The organism is Bacillus sp. 2B09 (assembly GCF_003946835.1).
In the GTDB taxonomy this organism is placed as follows: domain Bacteria; phylum Bacillota; class Bacilli; order Bacillales; family Bacillaceae; genus Bacillus; species Bacillus altitudinis.
The window spans coordinates 1-3,077 of record NZ_RPSG01000018.1 but is presented as its reverse complement, the minus strand read 5'-3'; the positions used below and the strand labels follow the sequence as shown (position 1 = coordinate 3,077).

Below are 3,077 nucleotides of genomic sequence, written 5' to 3'. Positions count from 1 at the left end.
CGTGTTCTTTGAAAACTAGATAACAATAAGTAATACATTCACATTGAATGCAATGCAAAGTTCATCACACATAGTGATTCTTTCTAAAGTAAGAAATGGTTAAGTTAGAAAGGGCGCACGGTGGATGCCTTGGCACTAGGAGCCGATGAAGGACGGGACGAACACCGATATGCTTCGGGGAGCTGTAAGCAAGCTTTGATCCGGAGATTTCCGAATGGGGAAACCCACTGCTCGTAATGGAGTAGTATCCATACTTGAATACATAGAGTATGAGAAGGCATACCCGGGGAACTGAAACATCTAAGTACCCGGAGGAAGAGAAAGCAAATGCGATTCCCTGAGTAGCGGCGAGCGAAACGGGAACAGCCCAAACCAAGAGGCTTGCCTCTTGGGGTTGTAGGACACTCTATACGGAGTTACAAAGGAACGATATAAGCGAAGAGGTCTGGAAAGGCCCGCCAAAGAAGGTAACAGCCCTGTAACTGAAATGTTGTTCTCTCCAGAGTGGATCCTGAGTACGGCGGAACACGTGAAATTCCGTCGGAATCCGGGAGGACCATCTCCCAAGGCTAAATACTCCCTAGTGACCGATAGTGAACCAGTACCGTGAGGGAAAGGTGAAAAGCACCCCGGAAGGGGAGTGAAATAGATCCTGAAACCGTGTGCCTACAAGTAGTCAGAGCCCGTTAACGGGTGATGGCGTGCCTTTTGTAGAATGAACCGGCGAGTTACGATCCCGTGCAAGGTTAAGCAGAAGATGCGGAGCCGCAGCGAAAGCGAGTCTGAATAGGGCGCATGAGTACGTGGTCGTAGACCCGAAACCAGGTGATCTACCCATGTCCAGGGTGAAGTTCAGGTAACACTGAATGGAGGCCCGAACCCACGCACGTTGAAAAGTGCGGGGATGAGGTGTGGGTAGGGGTGAAATGCCAATCGAACCTGGAGATAGCTGGTTCTCTCCGAAATAGCTTTAGGGCTAGCCTCAAGGTAAGAGTCTCGGAGGTAGAGCACTGATTGGACTAGGGGCCCCTACCGGGTTACCGAATTCAGTCAAACTCCGAATGCCGATGACTTATCCTTGGGAGTCAGACTGCGAGTGATAAGATCCGTAGTCGAAAGGGAAACAGCCCAGACCGCCAGCTAAGGTCCCAAAGTATACGTTAAGTGGAAAAGGATGTGGAGTTGCTTAGACAACCAGGATGTTGGCTTAGAAGCAGCCACCATTTAAAGAGTGCGTAATAGCTCACTGGTCGAGTGACTCTGCGCCGAAAATGTACCGGGGCTAAACGTATCACCGAAGCTGCGGACTGTTCTTACGAACAGTGGTAGGAGAGCGTTCTAAGTGCAGTGAAGTCAGACCGGAAGGACTGGTGGAGCGCTTAGAAGTGAGAATGCCGGTATGAGTAGCGAAAGACGGGTGAGAATCCCGTCCACCGAATGCCTAAGGTTTCCTGAGGAAGGCTCGTCCGCTCAGGGTTAGTCGGGACCTAAGCCGAGGCCGAAAGGCGTAGGCGATGGACAACAGGTTGATATTCCTGTACCACCTCCTCACCATTTGAGCAATGGGGGGACGCAGGAGGATAGGGTAAGCGCGGTATTGGATATCCGCGTCCAAGCAGTTAGGCTGGGAAATAGGCAAATCCGTTTCCCGTGAAGGCTGAGCTGTGATGGCGAGCGAAATTTAGTAGCGAAGTTCCTGATTCCACACTGCCAAGAAAAGCCTCTAGCGAGGTGAGAGGTGCCCGTACCGCAAACCGACACAGGTAGGCGAGGAGAGAATCCTAAGGTGATCGAGAGAACTCTCGTTAAGGAACTCGGCAAAATGACCCCGTAACTTCGGGAGAAGGGGTGCTTCTTAGGGTGTTAAAGCCCCGAGAAGCCGCAGTGAATAGGCCCAGGCGACTGTTTAGCAAAAACACAGGTCTCTGCGAAGCCGTAAGGCGAAGTATAGGGGCTGACGCCTGCCCGGTGCTGGAAGGTTAAGAGGAGCGCTTAGCGTAAGCGAAGGTGCGAATTGAAGCCCCAGTAAACGGCGGCCGTAACTATAACGGTCCTAAGGTAGCGAAATTCCTTGTCGGGTAAGTTCCGACCCGCACGAAAGGCGCAACGATCTGGGCACTGTCTCAACGAGAGACTCGGTGAAATTATAGTACCTGTGAAGATGCAGGTTACCCGCGACAGGACGGAAAGACCCCGTGGAGCTTTACTGCAGCCTGATATTGAATGTTGGTACAGCTTGTACAGGATAGGTAGGAGCCTTGGAAACCGGAGCGCTAGCTTCGGTGGAGGCATCGGTGGGATACTACCCTGGCTGTATTGACCTTCTAACCCGCTGCCCTTATCGGGCAGGGAGACAGTGTCAGGTGGGCAGTTTGACTGGGGCGGTCGCCTCCTAAAATGTAACGGAGGCGCCCAAAGGTTCCCTCAGAATGGTTGGAAATCATTCGCAGAGTGTAAAGGCACAAGGGAGCTTGACTGCGAGACCTACAAGTCGAGCAGGGACGAAAGTCGGGCTTAGTGATCCGGTGGTTCCGCATGGAAGGGCCATCGCTCAACGGATAAAAGCTACCCCGGGGATAACAGGCTTATCTCCCCCAAGAGTCCACATCGACGGGGAGGTTTGGCACCTCGATGTCGGCTCATCGCATCCTGGGGCTGTAGTCGGTCCCAAGGGTTGGGCTGTTCGCCCATTAAAGCGGTACGCGAGCTGGGTTCAGAACGTCGTGAGACAGTTCGGTCCCTATCCGTCGCGGGCGCAGGAAATTTGAGAGGAGCTGTCCTTAGTACGAGAGGACCGGGATGGACGCACCGCTGGTGTACCAGTTGTTCTGCCAAGGGCATCGCTGGGTAGCTATGTGCGGACGGGATAAGTGCTGAAAGCATCTAAGCATGAAGCCCCCCTCAAGATGAGATTTCCCATTCCGCAAGGAAGTAAGATCCCTGAAAGATGATCAGGTTGATAGGTCTGAGGTGGAAGCGTGGTGACACGTGGAGCTGACAGATACTAATAGATCGAGGACTTAACCTATATTCTAATGTGAAAAATGAACATTGTTATCTAGTTTTGAGAGAACATT

General features: G+C 52.3%; 1 rRNA gene. It reads left to right on the top strand.

Annotated features, from left to right (window positions below):
• The first annotated feature begins 97 nt into the window (after positions 1–97).
• Positions 98–3,028: ribosomal RNA gene (locus EBQ12_RS19150) — 23S ribosomal RNA — on the top strand.
• The last annotated feature ends 49 nt before the right edge of the window (positions 3,029–3,077 follow it).